The sequence below is a fragment of the Roseovarius sp. Pro17 genome (assembly GCF_035599575.1).
GTDB lineage: Bacteria > Pseudomonadota > Alphaproteobacteria > Rhodobacterales > Rhodobacteraceae > Roseovarius.
The window spans coordinates 1,143,548-1,166,817 of sequence record NZ_CP141179.1 but is presented as its reverse complement, the minus strand read 5'-3'; the positions used below and the strand labels follow the sequence as shown (position 1 = coordinate 1,166,817).

General features: G+C 62.1%; 25 protein-coding genes and 1 riboswitch. Of the genes, 13 read left to right on the top strand and 12 right to left on the bottom strand.

Annotated elements, in window-relative coordinates:
• Nucleotides 1-30 precede the first annotated feature (30 nt).
• Both gatA and gatC read right to left on the bottom strand, forming a co-directional pair.
• Nucleotides 31-1,518, bottom strand: coding sequence for an Asp-tRNA(Asn)/Glu-tRNA(Gln) amidotransferase subunit GatA (gene gatA, locus U3654_RS05655; RefSeq protein ID WP_324755231.1), 1,488 nt, complete (start codon nt 1,516-1,518; stop codon nt 31-33).
• Nucleotides 1,518-1,805: an Asp-tRNA(Asn)/Glu-tRNA(Gln) amidotransferase subunit GatC gene (gene gatC / locus U3654_RS05650; protein ID WP_324754374.1), complete on the bottom strand. Its 288-nt coding sequence runs from the start codon at nt 1,803-1,805 to the stop codon at nt 1,518-1,520. The genes gatA and gatC overlap by 1 nt, the downstream gene beginning before the upstream one ends.
• A gap of 249 nt (nt 1,806-2,054) precedes the next feature.
• Here gatC and U3654_RS05645 point away from each other — a divergent pair, with 249 nt between their 5' ends.
• Nucleotides 2,055-2,747 (top strand): metal-dependent hydrolase, encoded by a 693-nt coding sequence (locus U3654_RS05645; RefSeq protein WP_324754373.1) that lies wholly within the window; start codon nt 2,055-2,057, stop codon nt 2,745-2,747.
• 26 nt (nt 2,748-2,773) lie between these two features.
• Here U3654_RS05645 and U3654_RS05640 read toward each other — a convergent pair whose 3' ends face one another.
• Nucleotides 2,774-3,226 carry a nucleoside deaminase gene (locus tag U3654_RS05640; protein WP_324754372.1) on the bottom strand — a complete coding sequence of 151 codons (453 nt, stop codon included), beginning with the start codon at nt 3,224-3,226 and terminating at the stop codon, nt 2,774-2,776.
• 63 nt (nt 3,227-3,289) lie between these two features.
• Here U3654_RS05640 and U3654_RS05635 point away from each other — a divergent pair, with 63 nt between their 5' ends.
• The 11 genes from U3654_RS05635 to argE all read left to right on the top strand — a co-directional run bounded on the left by U3654_RS05635 (nt 3,290) and on the right by argE (nt 13,382).
• Nucleotides 3,290-4,375 carry a pseudouridine synthase gene (locus U3654_RS05635; RefSeq protein WP_324754371.1) on the top strand — a complete coding sequence of 362 codons (1,086 nt, stop codon included), beginning with the start codon at nt 3,290-3,292 and terminating at the stop codon, nt 4,373-4,375.
• A gap of 115 nt (nt 4,376-4,490) precedes the next feature.
• Nucleotides 4,491-5,309, top strand: coding sequence for a TerC family protein (locus U3654_RS05630; protein ID WP_324754370.1), 819 nt, complete (start codon nt 4,491-4,493; stop codon nt 5,307-5,309).
• Between the two features lie 96 nt (nt 5,310-5,405).
• Nucleotides 5,406-5,618, top strand: coding sequence for a hypothetical protein (locus U3654_RS05625; RefSeq protein ID WP_324754369.1), 213 nt, complete (start codon nt 5,406-5,408; stop codon nt 5,616-5,618).
• A 4-nt stretch (nt 5,619-5,622) separates the two neighbouring features.
• Nucleotides 5,623-6,528 (top strand): 5-bromo-4-chloroindolyl phosphate hydrolysis family protein, encoded by a 906-nt coding sequence (locus U3654_RS05620; RefSeq protein ID WP_324754368.1) that lies wholly within the window; start codon nt 5,623-5,625, stop codon nt 6,526-6,528.
• Entirely contained in the window at nt 6,528-7,724 is a 1,197-nt protein-coding gene (locus tag U3654_RS05615; protein ID WP_324754367.1) for a toxic anion resistance protein, read from the top strand. Before U3654_RS05620 ends, U3654_RS05615 begins: the two co-directional genes overlap by 1 nt.
• 6 nt (nt 7,725-7,730) lie before the next feature.
• Nucleotides 7,731-8,693 carry a DUF2927 domain-containing protein gene (locus U3654_RS05610; RefSeq protein WP_324754366.1) on the top strand — a complete coding sequence of 321 codons (963 nt, stop codon included), beginning with the start codon at nt 7,731-7,733 and terminating at the stop codon, nt 8,691-8,693.
• Between the two features lie 104 nt (nt 8,694-8,797).
• On the top strand, nt 8,798-8,944 hold the full coding sequence (locus tag U3654_RS05605; RefSeq protein WP_324754365.1) for a hypothetical protein: 147 nt from the start codon (nt 8,798-8,800) through the stop codon (nt 8,942-8,944).
• Between the two features lie 203 nt (nt 8,945-9,147).
• On the top strand, nt 9,148-10,263 hold the full coding sequence (locus U3654_RS05600) for an SPFH domain-containing protein (RefSeq protein ID WP_324754364.1): 1,116 nt from the start codon (nt 9,148-9,150) through the stop codon (nt 10,261-10,263).
• 51 nt (nt 10,264-10,314) lie between these two features.
• The gene (locus U3654_RS05595; protein WP_324754363.1) at nt 10,315-11,436 is read left to right on the top strand and encodes a TFIIB-type zinc finger domain-containing protein; all 1,122 of its coding nucleotides are present in this window, start codon (nt 10,315-10,317) and stop codon (nt 11,434-11,436) included.
• Nucleotides 11,437-11,484: 48 nt separating this feature from the next.
• Nucleotides 11,485-11,922 (top strand): D-aminoacyl-tRNA deacylase, encoded by a 438-nt coding sequence (gene dtd / locus U3654_RS05590; protein ID WP_324754362.1) that lies wholly within the window; start codon nt 11,485-11,487, stop codon nt 11,920-11,922.
• Between the two features lie 293 nt (nt 11,923-12,215).
• Nucleotides 12,216-13,382: an acetylornithine deacetylase gene (gene argE / locus U3654_RS05585; protein WP_324754361.1), complete on the top strand. Its 1,167-nt coding sequence runs from the start codon at nt 12,216-12,218 to the stop codon at nt 13,380-13,382.
• Here the strand turns inward: argE and trmB are convergent.
• The 9 genes from trmB to miaB all read right to left on the bottom strand — a co-directional run bounded on the left by trmB (nt 13,376) and on the right by miaB (nt 22,163).
• Nucleotides 13,376-14,089, bottom strand: coding sequence for a tRNA (guanine(46)-N(7))-methyltransferase TrmB (trmB, locus tag U3654_RS05580; protein WP_324754360.1), 714 nt, complete (start codon nt 14,087-14,089; stop codon nt 13,376-13,378). The two genes, argE and trmB, sit on opposite strands and share 7 nt — an antisense overlap.
• Before the next feature lie 163 nt (nt 14,090-14,252).
• Nucleotides 14,253-15,455 carry a methionine adenosyltransferase gene (metK, locus tag U3654_RS05575; RefSeq protein WP_324754359.1) on the bottom strand — a complete coding sequence of 401 codons (1,203 nt, stop codon included), beginning with the start codon at nt 15,453-15,455 and terminating at the stop codon, nt 14,253-14,255.
• Between the two features lie 6 nt (nt 15,456-15,461).
• Nucleotides 15,462-15,509: riboswitch (SAM-SAH riboswitch) on the bottom strand.
• Nucleotides 15,510-15,548: 39 nt separating this feature from the next.
• Entirely contained in the window at nt 15,549-17,060 is a 1,512-nt protein-coding gene (lnt, locus tag U3654_RS05570; protein WP_324754358.1) for an apolipoprotein N-acyltransferase, read from the bottom strand.
• Entirely contained in the window at nt 17,053-17,952 is a 900-nt protein-coding gene (locus U3654_RS05565; protein ID WP_324754357.1) for a hemolysin family protein, read from the bottom strand. Before U3654_RS05565 ends, lnt begins: the two co-directional genes overlap by 8 nt.
• A 52-nt stretch (nt 17,953-18,004) precedes the next feature.
• On the bottom strand, nt 18,005-18,499 hold the full coding sequence (gene ybeY, locus U3654_RS05560) for an rRNA maturation RNase YbeY (RefSeq protein ID WP_324754356.1): 495 nt from the start codon (nt 18,497-18,499) through the stop codon (nt 18,005-18,007).
• A gap of 69 nt (nt 18,500-18,568) precedes the next feature.
• Nucleotides 18,569-19,576 (bottom strand): PhoH family protein, encoded by a 1,008-nt coding sequence (locus tag U3654_RS05555; protein ID WP_324754355.1) that lies wholly within the window; start codon nt 19,574-19,576, stop codon nt 18,569-18,571.
• A 143-nt stretch (nt 19,577-19,719) separates the two neighbouring features.
• Nucleotides 19,720-20,013 (bottom strand): hypothetical protein, encoded by a 294-nt coding sequence (locus U3654_RS05550; protein ID WP_324754354.1) that lies wholly within the window; start codon nt 20,011-20,013, stop codon nt 19,720-19,722.
• Nucleotides 20,014-20,025: 12 nt separating this feature from the next.
• Nucleotides 20,026-20,529 (bottom strand): OmpA family protein, encoded by a 504-nt coding sequence (locus U3654_RS05545; RefSeq protein WP_324755230.1) that lies wholly within the window; start codon nt 20,527-20,529, stop codon nt 20,026-20,028.
• A 311-nt stretch (nt 20,530-20,840) separates the two neighbouring features.
• Nucleotides 20,841-22,163, bottom strand: coding sequence for a tRNA (N6-isopentenyl adenosine(37)-C2)-methylthiotransferase MiaB (gene miaB / locus U3654_RS05540; protein ID WP_324754353.1), 1,323 nt, complete (start codon nt 22,161-22,163; stop codon nt 20,841-20,843).
• Nucleotides 22,164-22,275: 112 nt separating this feature from the next.
• On the opposite strand from miaB, the gene U3654_RS05535 reads away from it, so the two are divergent.
• Complete coding sequence (locus tag U3654_RS05535) at nt 22,276-23,148, top strand: hypothetical protein (RefSeq protein WP_324754352.1); 873 nt, start codon at nt 22,276-22,278, stop codon at nt 23,146-23,148.
• Nucleotides 23,149-23,270 lie beyond the last annotated feature (122 nt).

Genomic DNA, 23,270 nt, shown 5'->3' with positions numbered 1-23,270 from the left:
ACGTTCGCCTCGCTCAGGTATCGGCGGGACCTACCACCATTTTTGCGGCTTGGCTACAAATCCGGCGGCCCGCTCCAGCGCGTAGGCGCAATTCAGCAGATCGCCTTCTTCCCACGGACGCCCGATCAGTTGCAGCCCCAAGGGAAGCCCCTGCGCGTCCTGCCCCGCTGGAACTGTAACGCCCGGAAGGCCGGCAAGGTTCACCGTAACAGTAAAAACGTCGTTCAGATACATCTGAACAGGATCGGCGCTGGCCATTTCACCGAGGCCGAACGCGGCGCTGGGGGTCGCTGGCGTCAGAATCGCATCGACGCCGGCCTCGAATACCTGCTCAAAATCGCGCTTGATCAGTGTGCGCACTTTGCGCGCGCGATTGTAATAAGCGTCGTAAAAGCCTGCGGAGAGAACATAGGTACCAATCATCACACGGCGCTGCACCTCGGCGCCGAACCCTTCTGCGCGGGTTTTCTCATACATCTCGGTAATGCCATCGCCCGGCGCCAGCTTGGCCCGGTGACCGTAGCGCACGCCATCATAGCGAGCGAGGTTGCTGGATGCCTCGGCGGGCGCAATGACGTAGTAGGCAGGCAGCGCATATTTGGTGTGCGGCAGGGAAATGTCGCGCACTTCGGCACCTGCGTCCTTTAGCATTGCCGTGCCATCGGCCCATAGTTTTTCGATCTCGGCAGGCATCCCGTCCATGCGGTACTCTTTGGGGATGCCGATCACTTTGCCGCGAACATCGCCCGACAGCGCCGCCTCGAAATCCGGCACCGGGATGTCGGCGCTGGTGCTGTCCTTGGCGTCGTAGCTGCACATCGCGCCCAGCATGATCGCCGAATCGCGCACTGTTTTCGTCATGGGTCCGGCCTGATCGAGGCTAGAGGCAAAGGCGACGACCCCCCAGCGCGAGCAGCGCCCGTAGGTCGGCTTGATCCCGGTTATGCCGGTAAAGGCCGCTGGCTGGCGGATCGAGCCGCCCGTATCGGTGCCGGTCGCGCCGAGGCACAGATCGGCGGCGACAGCGGCAGCCGAGCCACCGGACGAGCCGCCGGGTGTTAGCTGAGCATCGTCGTTTCCGCGCCGCCAAGGATTCACGACGTTACCGTAAACGCTGGTCTCGTTGGACGAGCCCATGGCGAATTCGTCCATGTTCAACTTGCCCAGCATGACCGCGCCTGCATCAAACAGATTCTGCGTTACAGTCGATTCGTATTCGGGCGTGAACCCCTCCAGGATGCCACTGCCCGCTTGGCTCGGCACGCCTTTGGTGCAAAACAAATCCTTTATCCCCAGCGGGATGCCGCACATCGCGGGCGCATCACCGCGCTTTAGTCGCGTGTCGGCGGCAGCGGCCATCTCGCGCGCCAGATCGGGCGTCTCATGCACGAACGCGTTCAGTGCGCGCGCACCCTCGATTTCAGTCAGGCACGCCTCGGTCAGCTCGGCACTGGTGACGTCACCCTTGCGCAGCGCATCGCGGGCTTCGGCAATCGTCAGCTTGTTCAGATCAGACATCATTCCACCACTTTCGGCACAGCAAAGAACCCCTCGCGCGCATCAGGCGCATTCGACAGCACTTTCTTTTGCTGATCGCCATCTGTCACAGTGTCGGCGCGACGCGGCAGGCGCATGGGCGTGACGGAGGTCATCGGCTCAACGCCCTCAACATCCACCTCGCCCAGTTGCTCGATAAAGCCGAGGATAGTGTTGAAATCATCCACCAGCGCAGGCAGCGCATCCTCTTCGACGCGAATACGGGCCAGCTTGGCCACACGGGCGGCGGTGCTTGTGTCAATCGACATGGGGACGATCCTTCGCAATTGGGCGTTGCCCCGCGTTTAGCGCCCGCCCGGTTCGTGTGCAAGTATCCGCACGGAACCCATGCCGCGCACTATGCGCTGTGCTAAAGCGTTTCGCCTTTGACCTGAGGCACTCAGCTAAGGCGAAACGCGCGCAACGTTGATATGTCGCGCGCGTTTCGCGAAAATCTGTGATTCAGGTTTGTCGCGAAACGCTTTAACATGACCACAACAGCGCCAAAGGAGAATGTCATGAAGATCATCTGGCTTGGACACAGTTCATTTCGTATCGAATGGGGCGGGCAGACCCTGCTGATCGACCCGTGGCTGAACGGCAATCCGATGCTGCCTGAGGCACGTCACGACGAGGCGACCAAGGGCGCCACGCATATCCTGCTGACCCATGCGCATTTCGACCATGCGTCAGATACTCTGGACCTCGCCCGCAAGCTGAAAATCCCGGTCGTCGGGCAGTTCGACCTGATGAGTCACTGGGCCGAGCATGAAAACATCGAGACGGTCGGATTTAACAAGGGTGGCACGGTCGATCTGGGCGGCGTGCGCGTCACGATGGTCCACGCGACCCACTCCAGCAGCTTTGCCGGGCCGAATGGCCCTCATGTGGCAGGCAGTGAGTGCGGCTTTATGATCGAACACGACGGGCGCACAATCTATGTTAGCGGCGACACCGACGTTATGGCCGACATGGGCGTCTTTCAGGCGCTGCATCGGCCCGAGGTCGGTATCCTCTGCGCAGGCGGGCATTTCACCATGGACATGCGCCGCGCAGCCTATGCCGCCAAGACCTTCTTTGATTTCAAGACGGTAATCCCTTGCCACTACCGCACCTTCGACGCGCTAGAACAGTCAGCCGAGGCATTGGTGACCGCCCTGCCCGGCGTGAACGTGATCGAGCCACAAGTCATGGAGGCAATTGACCTCTGAGGTCGGGATTTGGAATTTTCAAACCATCACTCGCGCTTTGAGGCAAAAAATGCCTTTAGCAAAGCCTCGCTTTCCTCCGCAGCAATCCCGTCGTAAACCTCAGGCTTGTGGTGCGCTTGCGGGTGGCTGAATACCCGTGCGCCATGCAAAACGCCGCCCGATTTCGGATCGATCGCACCGAAATAGACTGCCTTCAGGCGGGCGGCGGCTATGGCGGCGGCGCACATCGCGCAAGGCTCAAGCGTGACGTAGAGGGTGTGACCCATCAAACGCTCGCTCCCCGCAGCGGCGCAGGCGGCGCGAATAGCCAGAATCTCGGCGTGGGCGGTCGGATCGCTCAGTTCGCGGGTGCGGTTGCTGCCGCGCGCGACGATATTGCCTGCGCTGTCCAGCATCACGGCGCCCACCGGCACCTCGCCGCGGGCGGCGGCGGCGCGGGCCTCGGCAAGCGCGGCGTCCATATGACTGGTAAAGCTCATGCACCCTTTGTTGCCCCGCGATAGACGCTTTCGCAAGGCCCGCATATGGGCTATGCCGCGCTCATGAGCAAAGACGCCCCTTCCCCCGGCACGACCCCGCCCCCCGGCGAACGCATCGCCAAAGTTATCGCGCGCGCTGGCATCGCCAGCCGCCGCGAGGCAGAGCGCCTGATCGAAACCGGTTGCGTTACCGTCAACGGCAAGGTCATCGACCGCGCTGCGCTGAACGTGACGCCTCAGGACCGCGTCACCGTGAATGGCAAAACGCTGGGCGCGCCCGAGCCTGCGCGCCTCTGGCTTTATCACAAGCCCTCTGGCCTCGTGACAACCAACAGTGATGAGCAGGGCCGCGTCACCATATTCGACGAGCTGCCCGACGATCTGCCGCGCGTAATGACAGTGGGCCGACTGGATATCACATCCGAGGGACTGCTGCTGCTGACCAACGACGGCGGCATCAAGCGCAAGCTGGAATTGCCCAGCACCGGCTGGCTGCGCAAGTACCGCGTGCGCGTGAATGGCCGCCCGACCGACGCCACCTTTGCGCCGCTGCGCGAGGGTCTGGTGCTGGATGGTGAGCGGTTTCAACCGATGGCCGTGTCGCTGGACCGCCAGCAGGGCGCGAACGCATGGATCACCTGCGCCATTCGCGAGGGCCGCAACCGCGAGGTGCGACGCGCGATGGAGGCCGTCGGTCTGACCGTCAACCGCCTGATCCGCGTCAGCTATGGCCCCTTTCAGCTAGGCCAGCTAAAGCCCGGAGCCGTCGAGGAAATCCGCGCGCGCGTGCTGCGCGACCAACTGGGGCTGGACCCCGAAACCGAGGCGCAGCCAGCCCTCAAGCCCAAGCCGCGCCCCCGCCGCACGGGTTCGTCGCTGGCAGGCAAGCCCGGCCCGGCACAACCCGACCCTTCCCGGCCCAGCCCTGCCCGACCCGGTGCGCCCAAGGGCGGCAAATCAGGCGGGGCGCGGTCTGCAAAGCCGGATCATGTCAACAAACCGGGTGCTGGCCGCTCAGCTAAACCTGCTCATGGTGCCAAGCCAGGCGCGGGCCGCAATGCCAAGCCGGCCGAAGGCGGCAAGCCCGGCCCAAAGGGGGGCAAACCCACCCCGCGCAAACCAACCATACGCCGCCGCAATCGGGATTAACGTGGGAACCATTCCCTGCCGGATCGCTTTGTTATCGGCGCGCAGCGCAGTTTGCCTGCCCGCCTGAGCCGTAAATTACAGACCACCATACCTTTTCCTGATGACGGAGCGCATAATGGCCGACCTGCTGACCATCGAAAATCTGGGCAACCTCATAATGCTATGTTTTCTGCAAGCGGTCCTCGGCTTTGACAACCTACTCTACATCTCTATTGAATCGCAGCGCGCGCCAGTGGCTCATCAACGCTCGGTCCGGTTTTGGGGTATCATCATCGCCGTGGTGCTGCGGGTCGTGCTGCTGTTTATCATGGTTCATCTGATCGACCTGCTGGCCGAGCCGTTCTATATCTTTGCATGGACGGGCGTCATCGAGGGCGCGGTGAATTTCGCCACCTGCGTGTTCATCATCGGCGGCATCTTCATCATGTATACCGCCGTCAAAGAAATCGGTCACATGCTGACGATCGAGCATCTGGGCGACGATATCAGCGCCAAATCGGGCAAGTCTGCCGTGCGGGTCGTCATGCTGATCGTGATGATGAACCTCGTGTTCTCATTCGATTCGGTGCTGTCGGCGCTGGCGATTACCGATGTTTTCGCCATCCTCGCGACCGCGATCATCCTGTCGGGCGTGGCCATGCTGCTGCTGGCCGATACCGTCACCGAGTTCCTGAAAAAGAACCGGATGTATGAGGTGCTGGGCCTCTTTATCCTGCTAATCGTCGGCGTCGTCCTGTTGGGCGAGGCGGGACAGGCGGCGGCACATGCGATGCATGACGACACGATGGCGCTGCACCTGTTTGGTTATGAACTGATCCCGATGTCCAAGACGACGTTCTATTTCAGCGTCGTTGTTCTGGTCGCGGTCGAGGTGCTTCAGTCGGGCTATACCCGCAAGCTGAACGCGCAGCGCCGCACTGCGGCCCGGCACTGAGCCAAACTTGGCTGCGCGGTTGCCTCTGGTAACGGCGCGGCGCATCCCCTACTTTCCCCTTGCGCATAAATGCGTGTAAAGGAGCGGTAACACGGCATGGCACGGCTTTTGCTATTGATCCTTCTGCTCTGCGCCATCGTGGCGCTGATCGGAGCGGCGGCTGCGGCATGGACCCGCGCCGCGCGCGAGGGCCAAACACTGGCGCGCGATCTGACGTCGACCGGAGGAAGCGGTATGGAACGGATAAGTTATGCAGCGCTGATCCTGCTGATGCTGGGTGTAACCAGCGGCCTCTTGGGGGGACTTTGATCCCATGGCGCAGCGGTTCGGCGGCAAATTCAGCCCGGATGGGAACGACAACGACACCAAGGCGCCCGTAGCGCAGCGCCACCGCGTAGATCCTGCGGGCGCGCGCGCGAACCTCATGTTCGTGCCTGCCGCTGTCGTGCTGTTCACCTCTCTCGCTGCCGGGGCGGCGGGACTGGCACTGGGCGCGACTTCGGCCGCCGTTTTGGCGCTGTCGGCGTGGCTTTTGCGTGGCGGCCTGCGCGCCGAAGCGGCCTACGCCGAGCGCAAAGTGGCCCGCCGCCCCGGCATCCCGCGCAAGATATTTTCGTCGGCGCTCGCCGGTATCGGGATCGCGCTGGCGGCCCTGTCGGGCGATGGCAGCGTGATCGCCGCAATCCTCTATGGCGCAGTCACCACCGGCCTGCATATCGCCGCCTTTGGCGTCGACCCGCTACGCGACAAGGGAATGGAGGGCGTCGACACCTTTCAGCAGGACCGCGTTGCGCGCACCGTCGAGCAGGCCGAGGCGCTGCTGGCGCAGATGTCGGATGCCATCCTGCGCGCCCGCGACCGCAGGCTGGAGGACCGCGTCGCACGTTTTCAAACCACGGTGCGCGAAATGTTGCGCACGCTGGAAGAAGACCCGCGCGACCTGAGCGCTGCGCGCCGTTATACTGGCGTTTATTTGATGGGAGCACGCGACGCGACGATCAAGTTCGCCGATGTCTATACTCGCAAGCAGGACACGACTGCGCGGTCCGACTATCTCGCGCTGCTTGACGATCTAGAAGAGAATTTCGCCGCCAAGACGCAAAAACTGCTACAGAATAATCAGGGCGAGCTTGAGGTCGAGATCACCGTACTACGCGACCGGCTGGAGCGCGAAGGCGTTCATCTGCCCCGAACAACTACCACCCAAGAGGATCTATAATGCCCCAATCCGTGCGCCAAAAAGCCGAAGCCAGCCTTGCCGAAGTCACCGAAGTCAGCCAGCGCATCCTGCCCGCGCCGCAGGACGCGAACGCCATCGTGCCGCTGAAAGACGCAGACAAGCCCGCCAGCGCCGAAATCAAGCGTCGCATGGCCGAGATCGACATCGAAGACACGCAATCCATCGTGTCCTTTGGATCGGCTGCGCAGGCGGAATTGCAGGAAATATCGCAAGCCATGCTGCAAGGCGTGCGCAACAAGGATGTCGGCCCCGCCGGAGACTCCCTGCGCGGGATAGTCACCACCATTCGCGGCTTTTCCGTTTCGGAGCTGGACGTGCGCCGCGAGCGGTCATGGTGGGAAAAGCTGCTGGGTCGCGCCGCCCCATTTGCCAAGTTCACCGCCCGTTTCGAAGAGGTGCAGGGTCAGATCGACAAGGTGACGGATGATCTGCTGCGCCACGAACACGTGCTGCTGAAAGACATCAAATCGCTCGACATGCTCTATGACCGCACGCTGACATTCTACGACGAACTGGCCCTTTATATCGCCGCCGGCGAGGAAAAGATCCGTCTGCTGGACACCAAGACCATTCCCGCCAAGGAGGCCGAGGTCAAAAAGGCCCCCGAGGACGATCAGGTCATGAAGGCGCAGGAACTGCGCGACCTGCGCGCCGCCCGCGACGATCTGGAACGGCGCGTGCACGACCTGAAACTGACACGGCAGGTGACGATGCAATCGCTGCCGTCGATCCGCCTCGTTCAGGAAAACGACAAATCTCTGGTCACCAAGATCAATTCGACCCTCGTCAACACCGTGCCATTGTGGGAGACGCAGCTGGCCCAAGCCGTCACCATCCAGCGCAGCGCCGAGGCCGCTGATGCCGTACGCGGCGCCAATGACCTGACTAACGAATTGCTCACGTCCAACGCCGCCAACCTGCGCCAGAGCAACAAGGTCATCCGCCAAGAGATGGAGCGCGGCGTCTTTGATATCGAGGCTGTGAAAAAGGCCAACGCCGACCTTATCGGCACCATTCAAGAGAGCCTCCAGATCGCGGACGAGGGCAAGGCCCGCCGCGCCGCCGCCGAGGAGGATCTGAAAAAGATGGAGAGCGAGCTGCGCGACACCCTCGCCTCTGCCAAGGCACGCAAGACCGGCCTTGGCGAAACGGTCGGCACGGCGACAAAGGGCTAATCGGTCATGCGGTCAGGCGGTATCCTCAGGGCGCTTTGCGGCGCGGCGGGCCTCGCGGCGATCGCCGCTTGCACCGATATGCCGTCGCCCTCCACGACACCGCAGGCCCGTCCGGCCGGTTTGAAACCCCCTGCCACCCCGCCTGACGCGGGCCCGTCCGAGCGCAGCCAGATCCTCGCCGCGCATTATGCGCGCGTCGAGTCCGGGCTGATTGCACAGGGCCTCTTGCGCACCGGCGGTGGGGGGGTCGACACGCCCTATACCGACACCGACCTTATGCGCAATTTCGAGGCCATCGTCTTTCACGACGAATATGCGCGCGACCGCGGCCTGACCCCGGCAGACGGGCGCGCGGGCGGTCTGCGCAAATGGACCGAGCCTGTGCGCATGAACGTCGAATTCGGCACCTCAGTGCCACGCGCACAGCGCGACACCGATCGCGCGATGGTCTCCGATTACGCCGCGCGCCTCGCCCGCGTCACTGGCCATCCGATCAGTGCGAATGCCGGTTCGAACGCCAATTTCCACGTCCTGTTCATGGGCGAGGACGACAGAGGGCAAGCAGTTGAACGCATTCGCACTCTGGTGCCAAACATCAGCCCCGCCTCACTGGATCTATTCAACAATCTGCCGCGCTCAATCCATTGTCTGGTCGTGGCATTTTCGGGCAATAACAACGACTACACCTATCGGCGCGCCATCGCCTTCATCCGATCCGAGCACCCTGACCTGCTGCGCCGCTCCTGCGTGCATGAGGAACTGGCGCAGGGTCTGGGCCTTGCCAATGACAGCCCGCGCGCGCGGCCCTCAATCTTTAACGACGATGATGAATTCGCGCTGCTGACCACCCATGACGAAGAGCTGCTGCGCCTGCTCTATTCGCCGCGCCTGAAACCGGGGATGAGTTTTGACATCGCGCGCCCCATCCTGACCCAACTGATCGCCGAGCGACGCGGCGGGTCCAGCTAACGCATCCCCGACAACGGTATATTTGCACCTATCGCCTAATCCGACCGTCGCGACCCGCATATTCGGCCTCAATCAGGGATGCGGTTGCGGCAAATCTAGGCGGCGTGCAGTTTGATCGGGCCTACACCGACAATTCCGACGGACCGGAACTCGACAGCGTCGGCGACGGCACCGCCACGCAGGAGGACCAGTTCGTTTCATTCATCAACGATTCGGGCAGCTTCATGGATATCTCTGGCTGGCAGATTTAGGCGCATTGGGGCGGGATGCCCGGTCTGCGCCGCGCGAGGGCCACCCCGCCGGGCCCCTTGCGGACCGAGGCCACCCGCCCGTTCTTCGGCGCGGCTGCCGCACGCAAGATGCTGGCGACACGCCCTGCAGGCAAATGCTTGGCACCGCCGGACAAACATGCTTCACTCCCGCGCGAACAAGAGCGACTGAGGGGCACCGCGCCATGGGTATCTTCGACTTTCTGACCGGCGAATTCATCGACGTCATTCACTGGACCGACGACACTCGCGACACGATGGTCTGGCGGTTCCAGCGCGAGGGCCACGAGATCAAGTATGGAGCCAAGCTGACCGTGCGCGAGGGGCAGGCCGCCGTTTTCGTCCACGAGGGACAGTTGGCGGATGTCTTCACCCCCGGCCTCTACATGCTCGAAACCAACAACATGCCGGTGATGACGACCCTCCAGCATTGGGATCACGGCTTCAAAAGCCCGTTCAAGTCCGAGATCTACTTCGTCAACACGACCCGCTTTAACGATTTGAAATGGGGCACCAAAAACCCGATCATGATGCGCGATCCGGAATTCGGCCCTACCCGCCTGCGCGCCTTCGGCACCTATACTGTGCGCGTCGCCGATCCCGCTGTTTTCCTGCGCGAGATTGTCGGTACCGACGGCGAATTCACCCAGGACGAGATCAGCTTTCAGATCCGCAACATCATCGTGCAGGAGTTTTCCCGCGCCATCGCCGTCTCGGGCATCCCCGTGCTCGACATGGCAGCCAACACCGCCGATCTGGGCAAGCTGGTGGCAGACGCGATCAGCCAGACGGTGGCAAATTACGGCCTGACCATCCCCGAACTTTATATCGAGAACATTTCGCTGCCCCCCGCCGTGGAAAAGGCACTGGACAAACGCACGTCCATGGGGCTCGCAGGCGATCTGGGCGCCTATACGCAGTATTCCGCCGCCGAGGCGATGACCGACGCGGCGAAAAACCCCTCCGGCGGTGGCATGGGTGCTGGTCTCGGCATGGGGATGGGTATGGCGATGGCCCAACAAATGAGCGGCCAGTCCGGCCCATGGGGCGCGCGCCCCGCGCAAGCTCCACAATCGCCACCACCGCCGCCTCAGCCCGAACGTGTCTGGCATATCGCCGAAAATGGCGAGACGCGCGGACCTTTCTCGCGCGCCGCATTGGGCCGCATGGCCGCATCCGGTGATCTGGCGCGCGGCGCCATGGTCTGGACCGCAGGTCAGGACGGCTGGCTAAAGGCCGAGGACGTGCCGGACCTGGCCCAGCTCTTTACCGTCATGCCACCGCCTCCACCCCCGGCATAAGCGCCCCCGCTTCATCGTTCTTGCAAATACTCAGATCAAATGGGCCACCTCATGCCTTCGCCCAACCGTGACGCCCCCGCCGCGACCCAGCACCGCTTTCCGTGTGACACTTGCGGCGCCGACATGCGCTATGCGCCCGGCGACGGCGCGCTGATCTGCGATCATTGCGGCAATCGCCAAGAGATTTCAGGCGACGGTCCATGGGAAAACGCCCTGAGCGAGCTTGACCTTGCCGCCGCCCTCGCTGCGCAGTTGCCCGCCGAGGAGACCCAGCGTACGCCGCTGATGAAATGCCCCAATTGCGGCGCAGAGGTCACGCTGGTTGGCGATGCCCATGCGGGCGAATGCCCATTCTGCGCGACGCCCATGGTGACCGGCACCGGCACGCAGCGGCGGTTCAAACCGCGCGGCGTGTTGCCTTTTGGTCTGGACGAGCGCACGGCGCGCGCCGCGATGAATGACTGGCTGGGCCAGTTGTGGTTCGCGCCCTCGGGCCTCAAGGACTACGCGCGCAAGGGTCGCAAGATGCAGGGCATCTACGTGCCCTACTGGACGTTCGACGCCGCCACCCGGTCGTCCTATCGCGGCGAGCGCGGCACCGTCTATTATGAGACGCGCACCGTCATGCGCGACGGCAAGCGGCAGACCATTCGCGTGGCCAAAGTACGCTGGCGCAGCGTCTCGGGCCGCGTTGCGCGCGCCTTTGATGATATTCTGGTTCTGGCCTCGCACGCCCTGCCCAAGCGCTACACCGATGGATTACCTCCATGGGATCTGGCGGCGCTCGAGCCTTACAGCCCCGAATTCCTCGCCGGTTTCTCGGCCGAGGCTTATACGGTTCAGATCGAGGATGGATATGTCGAGGCACGCGCTCATATGGACGGCGTGATCGCGCGCGATGTCAAATTCGACATCGGCGGCGACCGACAGCGGATCCATGGCATCGAGACCCAGATCGACGGCGCCTCGTTCAAGCATATTCTGCTGCCCGTCTGGATGGCCGCCTACAAGTACCGCGGGACCAGCTACCGCTTTGTCGTCAATGGGCGCACCGGTCGCGTTCAAGGCGAGCGGCCGTGGTCGGCGTGGAAAATTGGTTTTGCTATCTTGCTGGGCCTTTTGGTCGCCGGGGCGGTAGGTTTCGCGTTCGCGGTGCAACAGGGCGCGCTTTGATCGACGCAAAACCGGCACACCCTGCCCGAAAGCCAAAAGGAAAACCCCATGCGCGCCCTCATCCAACGCGTCACACATGCCAGCGTCACGGTGAAGGGCGAGGTCGTCGGCCAGACCGGACCGGGGCTTTTGATCCTCGTTTGCGCCATGCTGGGCGACGACGAGGGTAAGGCCGAAACACTAGCCGCCAAGATCGCCAAGCTGCGGATTTTTCCGGACGATGCGGGCAAGATGAACCGATCATTGCGCGACATCGGTGGCGGCGCATTGGTGGTCAGCCAGTTCACACTGGCCGCTGACACGCGCAGCGGCAATCGACCCGGCTTTTCAAGCGCCGCACCGCCAGACGAGGGCAAGCGCCTCTACGAAAGCTTCGCGCAGAATCTGCGCAGCCATGGTGTGCCATGCGAAACGGGACGCTTTGGTGCGTCGATGCAGGTCGCGCTGACCAATGACGGCCCAGTGACGATTTGGCTGGATGTCTGAGCAGAGCCAAGAGGTTTTAAGAGGCCTCATTGATACGATCAATTCCGGCTGACGACCTTTCTTCAGCCCCCAATTGTCAGAGCCTTCCTGCCGACCACGGAAAAATTTCAACTCCACGAATAGATCTTCGTCAATCCGGGGCGCGAGAGGGCCGCAATCGCGGCCCAGCAAAGATAAGCTGCGATTTTCGCTCAATACTTGGCACAGCCCCTCGCGCATGCCAAGACTGATATCAGGCGCGCGCACCCACCTCGCCCCGCGCGCCGGAACTCAGCAACAGGAGCCGCCAGCCCTTGTCCCTGCCCATCGATGACACGCTCTTTCTTTTGCGCTCGCTGATCGCGTTTCCCACTGTCTCGCAGGACAGTAATCTTGATATCATCGACTACCTCGCCGCCCGTCTTGAGGCATCAGGCGCGCGGGTCGAGGTGATGCAGGACGCTGCCGGAAAAAAAGCAAACCTCTTTGCAACCATAGGTCCCGAGGGGGATGGCGGTATCGTTCTATCGGGCCATAGTGACGTGGTGCCGGTGGCCGATCAGGTCTGGGCGACCGATCCGTTTGCACTGCATGAGGCCGATGGCCTCCTTTATGGGCGCGGTACCTGCGACATGAAGGGCTTTATCGCTGCCGCCGTTGCTATGGCACCCATCTTTGCGCAGCGGATCGGGGCGCGCCCGCTCCATTTTTCGTTCACCTACGACGAGGAAACCGGCTGCGTTGGCGCCCGCGCGCTGGCCGAGGCACTGACAGCGCGCGGCTTGCGCCCCGGCGTAGCCCTGATCGGCGAGCCAACGATGATGCGCGTAATTGAGGGCCACAAGGGCTGCTGCGAATACAGCACGCATTTCACCGGATTGGCAGGCCACGGATCGGGGCCCGATATGGGCGTGAACGCGGTCGAATACGCTGCCCGCTTTGTCGCGCGCCTGCTGGCGCTCAAGGACACGCTGCGCGCCCGCGCCCCGAAGGATAGCCGCTTTGATCCGCCTTGGACCACGATCAATACCGGCGCTCTGATCGGAGGCGTTGCGCATAACGTGATCCCCTCGACCGCGCAGGTCGACTGGGAAATGCGACCCGTGCAACAGTCGGATTTCGCACTGGTCAAGCAGGATCTGCATCACTACTGCACCGACATCCTGCTGCCCGCCATGCGCGCCGTCTATCCGCAGGCCGATATCCGCACCGAAACCATCGGTGAGGTCGAGGGCTTGATCCCTGCCGAAGTCTCGGAGGCGCGCGACATCATGATGGAGCTGACCGGCGCGAACGGCGCCGACGTCGTGCCGTTCGGCACCGAGGCGGGCATATTTCAGTCGCTCGGCATGTCTGCCATACTTTGCGGGCCCGGCTCGATCGAGCAGGCGCACAAGGCGGATGAATTCGTCGCTATGGACCAGATGGTCCAATGTCTTGAGATGCTGGAGCGGCTCAGCCAGAAACTGGCGGGCTATTGACGCTTGAACCGCAGGTAATGCGGCACACGCCCCTCACGCAGCGCCTTTTGCTCGTACCGCGTCGAAATCCAGCCATCCCAAGGGCGGCGCCAGTCATCCGGCCCTTCGGCCAGCCATTCGAACCCGCAGCGCGGCACTTCTTCTAGGGCCTGGCGCACGTAATCCTCGATGTCGGTCGCCACACGCAGTTCCGCTCCGGGGCGCATCGCACGCGCCAGCGGGGCCAAATGCTCTTTGGTGACAAAGCGGCGTCGATGATGGCGCGCTTTGGGCCAAGGGTCGGGATAGAGGAGATAGGCCCGCCCCACCGACCCTTCCGGCAATACGTCAAAGACGTCGCGTGCATCCCCCGGATGCACCCGCACATTCGGCGTGTCCACGCGGCGAAGCTTGGCCAGCAGCATGGCGACGCCGTTCAGATAGGGCTCGCATCCGATGAACCCAACATCAGGCTCCGAAACAGCCGTATGCGCCAGATGCTCACCACCGCCAAAGCCGATCTCAAGCCATAGATCCCGCCCGCTAAACAGCGCGTTCAGATCCAGATTTTCGCGATCCGGATTGACGTCCCAGCCGACCGGACCGGGCGACAGTGCATCCAGATCCTCCTCCAGCAGAATTTCCTGAGTCCGGCGCAGGGCCTTGCCCTTGAACCGTCCGTAAAAATTGCGCCATGGCGCGCCCGATGGATGCCTGTCCTTGATCATGGCCGCAGGCTCTATCCCGGCCAGCCCGGACGCGCAAGATCGCCAATAGCGCCCCACCGGACATTCGCGCAGGCACCAGCCAAACGCAACACGGCGGCCTGGTCAGGGCCGCCGCGTGGAAAAAGGCCGACGTATCCGCCAGCGCATTCCTGTTAAGCCGAACTCAGAGGCAAGACAGCAGCTTGTCCACCAGATTGGTGCGCTCCCAACTGAAGCCGCCATCGCTTTCGGGTGCGCGACCGAAATGACCGTATGCGGCGGTGCGCTGATAAATCGCCTGATTCAGCGATAGATGCTGGCGGATGCCGCGCGGGCTGAGGTCCATGCACTCGCGGATTGCCTTTTCGATCGCGGCCGGATCGACCTCGCCGGTGCCATGCGTGTCGGCATAGATCGACAGCGGTTCGGACACCCCGATCGCATAGCTCAACTGGATCGTGCATTTCTCGGCCAGACCTGCGGCCACGACGTTCTTGGCGAGATAGCGCGCGGCATAGGCGGCCGAGCGGTCGACCTTGGTCGGATCCTTACCCGAAAACGCGCCGCCGCCATGCGGGGCCGCGCCGCCATAGGTATCGACGATGATCTTGCGACCCGTAAGGCCAGCATCGCCGTCGGGGCCTCCGATGACAAAAACACCGGTCGGATTGACGTGCCATACGGTATCATCGCGCAGCCAGCCGTCGGGCAAGACTAGGTGAATGTAGGGCTCCACGATGTCGCGCACGTCTCTTGGGGTCAATTCCTTGCCATCGGATTTGTTGGCAAACTGCTCGTGCTGGGTGCTCAGCACGACCGAGCTGATATGCGACGGTTTTCCGTTCTCATAAACGACCGACAGCTGGCTCTTGGCGTCAGGCAGCAACAGCGGCTCGGTGCCGTCTTTGCGCACCTCGGCCAGCCGGCGCAGGATCGCGTGGCTATACTGGATCGGTGCGGGCATAAGATCGCTGGTCTCGGTCGTGGCGTAACCGAACATGATACCCTGATCGCCTGCGCCCTCATCCTTGTTGCCCGATGCGTCGACGCCTTGCGCGATATCCTTGGACTGCGCATGCAAAAGGTTCGTCACCTCCAGTGTTTTCCAGTTAAACTTGTCCTGCTCATAGCCGATATCCTTGACGCACTCGCGCACGACACCGGCCATGCTATCGCGCAGCTTGATCAGCTTGTCTTCGTCGGACAGGCGCACTTCACCGCCAATTATCACCCGGTTGGTGGTGGCAAAGGCTTCGGCGGCGACGCGCGCCTCCGGCTCTTCGGTCAGGAATGCGTCGAGGATTGCGTCGGATATGCGGTCGCACACCTTGTCGGGATGCCCTTCCGAGACGGACTCGGAGGTCAGCGTGTAATTCTGTCGTGCCATTGAGGTCGCTCCATTGTGATATCCCGTCGCGCCAGGAAGCCGTTGCGACGGGTGCCTCTTTGGGTAGACCGTGCTCTCGGCAAAGGTCAATCGCTATCCGCGCGCAGCACGTGCAATTCTGCGCCTATGCAGCCCGGCAGGCGCGGCGGCGAATAGGAACAGCAGCAGCAAGGACGGCAAATCGCCCGTGCGCGAATAGAGCGTAGGCGCCCCCGTCGGAGGTAGAGGCGTGTCCAGATACCCCGCCTCGCCCAGCGGGATCTGTGCGATGATTTGCCCGGCGGCGTCAATCATCGCCGAGACGCCGGTATTGGCGGCGCGGATCATCGGTAACCCTTGCTCGACACTGCGCAGGCGGGCCTGCGCCAAGTGCTGGTAAGGGCCTGACAGCTTCCCGAACCATGCGTCATTGGTTATCAGCAGCAGGAAATCGGCCCTTCCCGGCGCGCCCGCCACGTCGCGCGCGAACACACCCTCGTAGCAGATCAGCGGCAGCGCGCTGCCCAGCGCGCCCATATCGATCAGCTGCGGACCCGGCCCTGCCGAATAGCCATAGCCGCTCTGCTGTGCGAGGCCGCGTATACCGAACCGGGCCATGAAATTGCCCAGCGGCATGTATTCCCCGAACGGCACCAGATGATGCTTGTCATAAAGTGCCGCCTGCCGACCCTGCCCATCCAGCAGCAAAAGCGAATTGTAGTAACGCGCGTCCTCGGCCCGCTGCACACCCAGAACAACCGGCGCGCCGCGAGCGGTCTGTGCGATCTGCGCGATTACCCCGTCCGCGCGGTTCAGCAGCACAGGCAGCGCGGTTTCGGGCCAGACGATCAGATCGGGCACGGCACCCGCAGCGGTAAAGGCCATCTGCCGGTCGAAGTAAAACCCCATCCGGTCAGGATCCCATTTCTCATCCTGTGGCACGTTGGGTTGTACGAGGCGCACAACGGGCGCGTCCGCAGTGGGCCGGGGCGCACCGGGCATCATGCCGCCGCCGATCAGCAGTGCAATGGTCACACCCAGGCCTATTGCGCCAGAGCGCCAGCGCCCCTGCGCACAATGCCAGATCGCAGCCCCGGTGATAAGAAGCAGAAAGGTCAGAGGCAACGCACCGCCATATGCACTCCAGCGTAGCATGGGTGTCGAAATCCACACATGCCCCGGCTGCGCCCATGGAAATCCGGTCCAGAGCCAACCGCGCAACGCCTCGGAAAGTGTCAGGACACTGGTCCAGACCCATGCACCGCCACCCAAGGCGCGCGCGATGGCCTGCGCCCCCGCCCAGAACAGGGCAAACCCAACCGAAATAAGGACCAGCGCGAATGGCGCCATCCATCCGTGGCGCGCCACATCGACCAGAAATGGCTCGACGATCCAGCTGAGCGCGACAGCAAAATACCCGGCCCCGCCTGCAAGACCTGTCCACGCCGCGCGGCGGACAGTGCGCGCCGCGGTAAAACAGCCGAACAGCCCCCCAAAGGCCAGAATCGAAAGCGGCCAAAGCGACCACGGCGCCTGTCCCAGCGCAGCCACTGCGCCCAGAATGAAGGCGATCACCGCCAAGATGCGAGGCGATCGCGCGCCCAGCCACGACGCCATGTCAGGCATGGCTGCCCGCATAAGGCACGCGCACGCGCAAACGCTTGATCCGGCGTGGATCGGCCTCGACCACCTCGAAAACGATGCCGCTGGGATGCTCGACCACCTCGCCGCGCACCGGCACGCGGCCTAGCAGCATAAAGACCAGACCGCCCAGCGTGTCGATCTCTTCCTCGTCCACGATGTCGACATCAGTCAGCGACTGGCCGATCTGCGCCTCGAACTCTTCCAGCGGGGTCTTGGCCAGCGCGATGTAGCAGCCCGGCTTTTCCTCGGTCCAGTAGTCGTCCTCGCCGATGTCATGTTCGTCCTCGATCTCGCCCAGCACCTGCTCGATCAGATCCTCGATGGTGACGAGGCCATCGACGCCGCCATATTCATCAATAACCAACGCCATGTGTCGCCGGTCGCTCTGCATCTTTTGCAGCAGAATGCCGATCCGCATCGACGGCGGCACATAAAGTAGCGGGCGCAGCATGTCGGCCAGCGAAAACGCATCCTCGGCGTCCCCGTTAAAGCCGTGGCGCAGCGCGAAATCCTTGAGGTGGACAAAGCCGATGGGCGAATCCAGCGTGCCCTCATAGACCGGCAAGCGGGTCATGCCACTGTCGCGGAACACATGAACCAGTTCGCCCTGCGTGATTGTGGCGGGGATTGATACGATGTCGGCCTTTGGGATAGCGACATCCTCGACCACCTTGTCGCGCAGGTTGATCAGGCCCTGCCCGTGACGCTCGGCGGTCTCGTTGCTGCCGTCATCCGTGCCGGAATCGGTGTCGGACGGGCTGAAAGCGCCGAATATGCGCTTGAAAAATCCGTTACTTTCGTCGTCGTCCACTACTGGCCTCTCGGGCAGCGCGCCATGCGCTGCGCTAGAGGAACTGTCGGTACTGTCGCCCATGCGTCTTTCATCCAAATGCTTGTAGAAGCGGGTGCGCCTCAGCGCCCGCCCATCACGGTCTATATGGGTCAGGTATGCCCAGTTTGCCAAGGATGGCAACCTCACAGGTCTCCATCAACGTGGCATCTTCGTCACGAATGTGATCATAACCCAATAGATGCAGGACCGCATGGACGATCAGATGCGTCGTATGATCGCTCAGCGGTTTGCCGCCCGCCTCGGCCTCGGCGGCGCAGGTCTCATAGGCAATGGCAATGTCGCCCAGTTCTGCATCAGGGCCGGGACGTGGCAGGTCAGGCACGCCGCCGGGGCGATCCGCACCGCGCTCGACGCTGGGCCAGCTAAGCACGTTGGTCGGCTGCGGCCTGCCCCGAAAATCCTCGTTGAGCACGGCAATGCGGGTATCGTTGCAGGCCAGCAGGCTAATTTCGAAATCGTCCGCATTCAGCCCCAGATGCGTCAGCGTTGCCTCTGCCGCACGGTCGGCCAGCGCATTGAGGTCCAGAGCGCGCCAGCGGCGGTCCTCTGTCATGACGTCGATCAGCATGGCGCGGTTCCGGACTGCGCCCACAGTCCGACACGGAAAATATCCATTTTCCGCACGGTTTTCGGGTGTTTAGCCATCCGCCTCATATGCCTCGATGATTGCGGCGACCAGCGGGTGGCGCACGACGTCCTTGGCGGTAAAGTAGTTAAAGCCGATCTTGGGGATCGAATTAAGCAGGCGCTCTGCGTCATGCAGGCCCGATGCCACACCGCGCGGCAGGTCGATCTGAGTGCGATCCCCCGTCACCACCATACGGCTGCCTTCGCCGAGGCGCGTCAGGAACATCTTCATCTGCATCGTGGTTGCGTTCTGCGCCTCGTCCAGCACCACGTAGGCACGCGATAGCGTGCGGCCTCGCATGAAAGCCAGCGGCGCGATCTCGATCTTTTTGTCCTCGATCAGCTTGGCCAGTTGCTTGCCCGGCAGAAAATCATTCAGCGCGTCATAGAGCGGCTGCATGTAGGGATCGACCTTGTCCTTCATGTCGCCGGGCAGATAGCCCAGTTTCTCGCCCGCCTCGACGGCAGGGCGCGACAGGATGATTCGATCCACGTGCCCCTCGATGAACATCGACACGCCCACTGCGACGGCCAGATAAGTCTTGCCCGTGCCGGCGGGGCCGATACCAAAGGCCAGTTCCTTTTCAAAGAGGCTGCGCACATAGGCCTTCTGGGCCTCGGTGCGTGGTTCGACCAGCTTTTTGCGGGTCTTGATCTCGACTCGGCCGCCTTTGAACATCTCTAGCTGATAGTTCGGATCGGGGGGGATTGACGCCTCGCTGCCGCCCATGCGCAGCTCGCGGTCGATATCGCCATGGGCGACCTCTTTGCCGGTCTCCAGCCGCTGATAGAGCGCCTCAAGCACCTGGACGGCCTCGGCTACCTGCCCCTCCTCGCCATGCACGGCCAGATGGTTTCCGCGCCGCAGGATCTGAACGTCCAGCGTATTCTCGATCTCGGCCAGATTGCGGTCATGTTCACCGCAGAGGTCAATCAGCAGAAAGTTGTCGGGGAATTCGATGGTCTGATGATGCAGATCATTGACTTCGGGTGCGCCGGGCTTTGTTGTGCTGGCCAATCGTGTTTCCGCCTCGCGTTCGTCAAAAATGATTTCTGGGTCATGGTTTCAAGAAGGAACGCCAAAGACAAGCGCCAACCGACTGCAAAGCGCAAAAACGCCGCTCCGTCAGGCATCCTCGTGAAACGGCGAACCGCTCAAATTCATCCCGAGAGGGCCGAGCCGCTCTTGAATGGCCCGGTCGCCGTGTTGGGCGGGGCAGAGCCCGAACAGACCGGCTTGCCGTATTTGTCGAGTCGCGCCGACAAATATCCTTCGACGCCATCGTCGATGATCCAGTGATCGCAGCCGTTGGGATCAATCCAGACACCGGCCTTCAGCTGGCTCAGGTGTTTGGAATCAAAGCCGCGGTCGACGGTCTTGTCACTCGCTGTTTGCTCGCATGCAGCCAATGCAACTGCCGCACAAAGAAGAGCCACGATTTTAACGCTTTTCATTGAACGCCCTCCTCAGCGGATACAGATGATTTCGACGCGGCGGTTCTGCTGCATCCCGGCGGCCGTGTTGTTGGACGCCTTTGGCATCCGCTCACCGTAACCGCGCACGTCGGCAATGCGCACACCGCTTTGCTGAGCGAGACGCGCGACCGAATTGGCACGACGCAGCGACAGGTTCATATTGTATTCATCCGAGGCACGGCTATCGGTGTGACCGGTGATGATATAGGACACAGCGCCGGTCTGGCGAAAGAAATTGACCAGATGCTGACGTCCCCGCGCGCTGATATTCGCGCTGTCGGTGCGAAAGTATTGGTCAGAGTTTATCACGCCGCAGACATTGCCCCGGCGGCAAACCGGAATGCCCTGACGGTTGGTGTGGGGCGACATATAGCCCTCCCAGCCGTCATCCATGACCCAATGTTCGCAGCCGTCCGGATCGACCCAGATCGTCGGGATATAGGTTTCGCCGATCACCGTAACCTGCTGGGCCAATGCGGCCCCGCCCGACATCATACCCGTTACCGCGACAGCCCCGCCCAAGGCGATGGCAGCACATGCTCCCATGACCTTGCGCACCGACCTTGAAAGTCTTTCTGTCACTACCAAACCCCTTTACTGTTCCCCCATCTGAAAAATGCCAGAAATTAGCATCAACCAGACACAATATTGCGCACGAACCCTAGCAGTTATGCCGACATTGTGAAGCATAAACACGCGCAAGTTCAGAGTGATGAGGCAAGGTATCGTTGGTTTGGCACGCAAGCGCACCACATGCGGGGGGTCGCGCCCTGCATCTGAAAACAGCCGATGCGCCGACGAAGTAATCAGATCAGCGCGCCGCCCAACGAATTCGTGCTCGTTTCCACGACCCTCACACGCGCCATATCACCGGGCGCAGCGTCTGGTGCGGTGACATGCACCGCATGCAGATATTGCGACTTGCCCACCATCTGGCCCGGCTGCCGCCCTGCCCGCTCAAAGAGCACGTCAACCTCACGGCCAACCATGCCCTCCTGAATTTCGCGCTGCTGGCGGGTCAAAAGAGTTTGCAGCCGGTGCAGACGTTCGCTCGCCGCATCGCCGTCCACCTGCGCACGCTCGGCGGCGGGGGTGCCGGGTCGGGTCGAATATTTGAACGAATAGGCCTGACCATAGCGGACCTCTTCGATCAATTGCAGCGTCGCGCGAAAATCTTCTTCGGTCTCTTCGGGAAATCCGACGATGAAATCGCCCGACAGCAGCATGTCGGGCCGCGCTTGGCGGATACGCTCGATCAGGCGAATGTAGCTGTCGGCGGTATGGCTGCGGTTCATGCGCTTGAGAATCCGATCGCTGCCAGATTGGACCGGCAGATGCAGATACGGCATCAGCTTGGCGCAATTGCCATGCGCCTCGATCAGATCGTCGCCCATGTCGTTGGGATGGCTGGTGGTAAATCGGATACGCTCCAGCCCGTCGACCTCGGCCAGCGCCCAGATCAACTGGGCCAGCGTCCAGTCGTCGCCCTTGGGCCCTGCCCCGTGATAGGCGTTGACGTTCTGGCCCAGTAGGGTGATTTCACGCACGCCCCGTTCGACCAGATCCTTGGCCTCGTCGATGACGCGCATAGCCGGGCGGCTAACCTCGGAGCCGCGCGTATAAGGCACGACGCAAAAGGCGCAAAACTTGTCACAGCCCTCCTGCACGGTCAGGAACGCGGTCGGGCCGCGCCTAGCCTTGGGACGTCGGGCCAGCTTTTCGAATTTGTCCTCTTCGGGAAAATCAGTGTCCAGCGCGGTGCCACCCTGCTGCACTTTCGCCTCCATCTCGGGCAGGCGATGATAGCTTTGCGGACCGACGACCAGATCCACCAAGGGCTGGCGGCGCATGATCTCGGCGCCTTCGGCCTGCGCAACGCAGCCTGCGACGCCAATCTTCAGACCGGGCTTGGCGTCCTTGAGGTCACGAAACCGTCCAAGCTCGGAATAGACCTTCTCGGCGGCCTTCTCGCGGATGTGGCAGGTGTTCAAGAGGATCATGTCCGCCTCATCGGCGCTCGCGACCTCGGTATAGCCCGCGCCGCCCATCGCCTCGGCCATACGCTCGGAATCGTAGACGTTCATCTGACATCCATATGTCTTGATGTAGAGCTTCTTGGGCTCGGCCATGTCGGGCCTCCGGTGTATGCGCGTGGGTGACTCGTGCCTATATCACAGCCGCCCCATCTTGCAATGCGCGGCGATTTGACCGACCTTGGCGCGAAAAATCGAAAAGAGCGGTATGCATTACACATCTGTCCGAAATCTTTGTGCCAATGGCGCCGCGCATCTGGCCAAGGGACCGATCGCGCTGATCTTTGCTGAGGACGACGTCGAACTGGACAGCACCTTGCGCCACCACATCGCGCTCAACTTTGCCAAAGTCGTTGCGCTGATGCCAGCCACGTTTGACCTGCCGGGTGATATCGCGGCCGAGGTAGTGCGCGTCGATCATGATACGGCGGGCGTGGATGGGCATATCAGCGCGGTCAATGCGTTGATCGCCGCTGTCCCTGCTGGAAGTTGGATGTATTACTGCTTTAACGCCGAATATCTTTTCTACCCATTCTGCGAAACGCGCAGCATCGGCGAGTTATTGCATTATCACACCGAAGAGCGCCGCGATGCGATGCTGACCTATGTCGTCGACGTCTATGCAGGCGATCTGGATCGCCACAAGGACGCGGTGTCGCTGGAGGATGCATGGCTGGACCGGTCCGGTTACTATGCGCTGGCGCGACCCGATCCAAACAATCAACATCACCCCAAAGAGCGTCAGTTGGACTTCTTCGGCGGTCTGCGCTGGCGTTACGAAGAGCATATCCCGGCCCCTCGCCGCAACATCGACCGCATCGCGCTGTTCCGCAGCAAACCGGGCCTGACCCTACGTGAGGGCCACACGTTCTCGGACGAAGAGTACAACACGTATGCCTGCCCCTGGCATAACAACCTGACCGCAGCCATCGCGTCGTTCCGTACAGCCAAGGCGCTCAAGAGAAATCCCGGCTCGACCTTCGATATCCCGACATTCAAATGGCACAACTCAGCGCAGTTCGAGTGGCATTCGCGCCAGTTGCTGGATCTGGGTCTGATGGAGCCCGGTCAGTGGTTTTAAGACGACTGTTCAAGGGGTTATGTCAGATGCATGCAAATTTGCCGCAATTGACAGGTTTTGGTCCGCAATTGCCATAGAACGCGTCCGCAATCGGGGTTTCCCTGATGAATTGAGTTCTCGCG

Excerpts from the sequence above, each read along its gene's own strand:
- ybeY (WP_324754356.1), bottom strand. The coding sequence starts at position 18,499 with ATGCTGATCGACGTCATGACAGAGGACCGCCGCTGGCGCGCTCTGGAC.
- U3654_RS05625 (WP_324754369.1), top strand. The coding sequence starts at position 5,406 with ATGGCACGGCTTTTGCTATTGATCCTTCTGCTCTGCGCCATCGTGGCG.
- trmB (WP_324754360.1), bottom strand. The coding sequence starts at position 14,089 with ATGATCAAGGACAGGCATCCATCGGGCGCGCCATGGCGCAATTTTTAC.
- dtd (WP_324754362.1), top strand. The coding sequence starts at position 11,485 with ATGCGCGCCCTCATCCAACGCGTCACACATGCCAGCGTCACGGTGAAG.
- U3654_RS05600 (WP_324754364.1), top strand. The coding sequence starts at position 9,148 with ATGGGTATCTTCGACTTTCTGACCGGCGAATTCATCGACGTCATTCAC.
- miaB (WP_324754353.1), bottom strand. The coding sequence starts at position 22,163 with ATGGCCGAGCCCAAGAAGCTCTACATCAAGACATATGGATGTCAGATG.
- U3654_RS05615 (WP_324754367.1), top strand. The coding sequence starts at position 6,528 with ATGCCCCAATCCGTGCGCCAAAAAGCCGAAGCCAGCCTTGCCGAAGTC.
- lnt (WP_324754358.1), bottom strand. The coding sequence starts at position 17,060 with ATGCCTGACATGGCGTCGTGGCTGGGCGCGCGATCGCCTCGCATCTTG.
- U3654_RS05550 (WP_324754354.1), bottom strand. The coding sequence starts at position 20,013 with ATGAAAAGCGTTAAAATCGTGGCTCTTCTTTGTGCGGCAGTTGCATTG.
- U3654_RS05620 (WP_324754368.1), top strand. The coding sequence starts at position 5,623 with ATGGCGCAGCGGTTCGGCGGCAAATTCAGCCCGGATGGGAACGACAAC.
- metK (WP_324754359.1), bottom strand. The coding sequence starts at position 15,455 with ATGGCACGACAGAATTACACGCTGACCTCCGAGTCCGTCTCGGAAGGG.
- U3654_RS05645 (WP_324754373.1), top strand. The coding sequence starts at position 2,055 with ATGAAGATCATCTGGCTTGGACACAGTTCATTTCGTATCGAATGGGGC.
- U3654_RS05630 (WP_324754370.1), top strand. The coding sequence starts at position 4,491 with ATGGCCGACCTGCTGACCATCGAAAATCTGGGCAACCTCATAATGCTA.
- U3654_RS05635 (WP_324754371.1), top strand. The coding sequence starts at position 3,290 with ATGAGCAAAGACGCCCCTTCCCCCGGCACGACCCCGCCCCCCGGCGAA.
- U3654_RS05535 (WP_324754352.1), top strand. The coding sequence starts at position 22,276 with ATGCATTACACATCTGTCCGAAATCTTTGTGCCAATGGCGCCGCGCAT.
- U3654_RS05595 (WP_324754363.1), top strand. The coding sequence starts at position 10,315 with ATGCCTTCGCCCAACCGTGACGCCCCCGCCGCGACCCAGCACCGCTTT.
- U3654_RS05545 (WP_324755230.1), bottom strand. The coding sequence starts at position 20,529 with ATGATGTCGGGCGGGGCCGCATTGGCCCAGCAGGTTACGGTGATCGGC.
- gatC (WP_324754374.1), bottom strand. The coding sequence starts at position 1,805 with ATGTCGATTGACACAAGCACCGCCGCCCGTGTGGCCAAGCTGGCCCGT.
- U3654_RS05565 (WP_324754357.1), bottom strand. The coding sequence starts at position 17,952 with ATGGGCGACAGTACCGACAGTTCCTCTAGCGCAGCGCATGGCGCGCTG.
- U3654_RS05640 (WP_324754372.1), bottom strand. The coding sequence starts at position 3,226 with ATGAGCTTTACCAGTCATATGGACGCCGCGCTTGCCGAGGCCCGCGCC.
- U3654_RS05610 (WP_324754366.1), top strand. The coding sequence starts at position 7,731 with ATGCGGTCAGGCGGTATCCTCAGGGCGCTTTGCGGCGCGGCGGGCCTC.
- gatA (WP_324755231.1), bottom strand. The coding sequence starts at position 1,518 with ATGTCTGATCTGAACAAGCTGACGATTGCCGAAGCCCGCGATGCGCTG.